Annotated in this window: 1 protein-coding gene and 6 tRNA genes; 6 read left to right on the top strand and 1 reads right to left on the bottom strand. The window is 44.0% G+C overall.

What is annotated here, in order from left to right; all coding sequences use genetic code 11:
* Window positions 1–77: 77 nt before the first annotated feature.
* The 5 genes from JMF81_RS10560 (at window position 78) to JMF81_RS10540 (ending at window position 562) form a co-directional block, all read left to right on the top strand.
* Window positions 78–148 (top strand) — tRNA-Gly (locus JMF81_RS10560).
* A 4-nt stretch (window positions 149–152) separates the two neighbouring features.
* A tRNA-Arg gene (locus JMF81_RS10555) sits at window positions 153–226 on the top strand.
* A gap of 53 nt (window positions 227–279) precedes the next feature.
* Window positions 280–353, top strand: a tRNA-His gene (locus JMF81_RS10550).
* Window positions 354–389: 36 nt separating this feature from the next.
* Window positions 390–462, top strand: a tRNA-Lys gene (locus tag JMF81_RS10545).
* A 20-nt stretch (window positions 463–482) separates the two neighbouring features.
* Window positions 483–562, top strand: a tRNA-Leu gene (locus JMF81_RS10540).
* A 129-nt stretch (window positions 563–691) separates the two neighbouring features.
* On the opposite strand, the gene JMF81_RS10535 is transcribed toward JMF81_RS10540, so the two are convergent.
* On the bottom strand, window positions 692–1,060 hold the full coding sequence (locus JMF81_RS10535; protein WP_243282608.1) for a helix-turn-helix domain-containing protein: 369 nt from the start codon (window positions 1,058–1,060) through the stop codon (window positions 692–694).
* A gap of 418 nt (window positions 1,061–1,478) precedes the next feature.
* Between JMF81_RS10535 and JMF81_RS10530 the strand changes: the two genes are divergently transcribed.
* Window positions 1,479–1,553, top strand: a tRNA-Pro gene (locus JMF81_RS10530).
* The last annotated feature ends 73 nt before the right edge of the window (window positions 1,554–1,626 follow it).

Below are 1,626 nucleotides of genomic sequence, written 5' to 3'. Positions count from 1 at the left end.
GGTGTGGCTCAGCTTGGCTAGAGCGCTTGATTTGGGATCAAGAGGTCGCAGGTTCGAATCCTGTCACCCCGATTTAAGCGGGTGTAGTTCAATGGTAGAACTCCAGCCTTCCAAGCTGATCACGTGGGTTCGATTCCCATCACCCGCTCTTTGAGTCTGTAGCTCAGCTGGATAGAGCAACGGCCTTCTAAGCCGTGGGTCGGGGGTTCGAATCCCTTCAGGCTCGTTTTGTTCTGTAAGAACGATATATGACAGGAAGTCTGTCAGTCTGTAGTTATGGTGGGTATAGCGCAGCTGGTTAGCGCGCCAGATTGTGGCTCTGGAGGCCGTGGGTTCGAATCCCATTACCCACCTTTTATTTATGCCCTTTCATGGCATGGATAGAATCAGGGTGTGTAGCTCAGGTGGTAGAGCACTTGACTTTTAATCAAGTTGTCCGGGGTTCGAATCCCCGCACGCTCAGTCTTGAATCATATGGATATGCGGATGTGGCGGAACTGGCAGACGCGCTAGACTTAGGATCTAGTTCTTCGGAGTGCAGGTTCGATTCCTGTCATCCGCATTGGAAAACCCACGTATTTACGTGGGTCTTTTTGTATTGGATTGGTTTAGAAGAAACCAGACCGGTGATCCGGCGCAGTTCTTATTAATATCTCTTCTATAATAAAAGAACAAAAAGAAAACCCTCAAATTATGAGGGTTTATGATGTTTATTTTTCTTAATATACTCAAATGCCATGACATTCAGCTGAGAATAGCGGAGAATATCAATCTGATATTTTTTAGGAAGAGCTTCCATTAAACGAAGCAGTTCCTGCGCCTCCTCACTGAGAGCCATTTCTTTATAATGATGCGGGTGATCTGTGCGGCCAAGAAGATAGTCGGCGGTTACATTAAAATAATCGCAGAGTTTGTTTAAGGTCGAAAAATCCGGCTCCCGCTTGTTCAGCTCATAATTTGATAAGACCTTATGACTGCAGTTGATTTCCCTGGCAATCTGTGCCTGGGTTAAACCGGCCTCTTCTCTTAATTTACGTAATCGGTTTCCAAAGTCTTTCAACACGTTTCCCTCCATCTTCCTGGTAATTATAATATAAGAGCAGAAAAGAAACACAAACTTCAACATAACGTTCTGGAATAATATTGACATTGGAACAATATGAGGATATACTAAATACATCAAAAATATGCAAAAATCAGTGCTGCTTAGAACCTGTACCATAAAGCAGCCGGCTCTGCTGCAGACTTTCAGAAAATGCAAAAGGCAGTTTCTTGGAAAGAGAAGAGTCTTTTAAGTCCTGTCAGGATAGACGATAAAGATAGAAAGCAGTACACTGATTTTGTTCGGTCTGGATTTTGGATGAAATCCGGACTGAATTTTTTTATAAAAAAATTGAAAAAAGATGTTGACAGACCAGGGCGGTTTGAGTATAATAGTTTTTGTTGTGAGCAACAAAGAAAAACAAGTACATAGAGAACGGGGTGTGGCTCAGCTTGGCTAGAGCGCTTGATTTGGGATCAAGAGGTCGCAGGTTCGAATCCTGTCACCCCGATTTAAGCGGGTGTAGTTCAATGGTAGAACTCCAGCCTTCCAAGCTGATCACGTGGGTTCGATTCCCATCACCC

Source organism: Anaerostipes butyraticus (assembly GCF_016586355.1).
Classification (GTDB): Bacteria; Bacillota; Clostridia; order Lachnospirales; family Lachnospiraceae; genus Anaerostipes; species Anaerostipes butyraticus.
The sequence above is the reverse complement of the archived record's forward strand: the minus strand, read 5'-3'. Positions and strand labels throughout refer to the sequence as shown.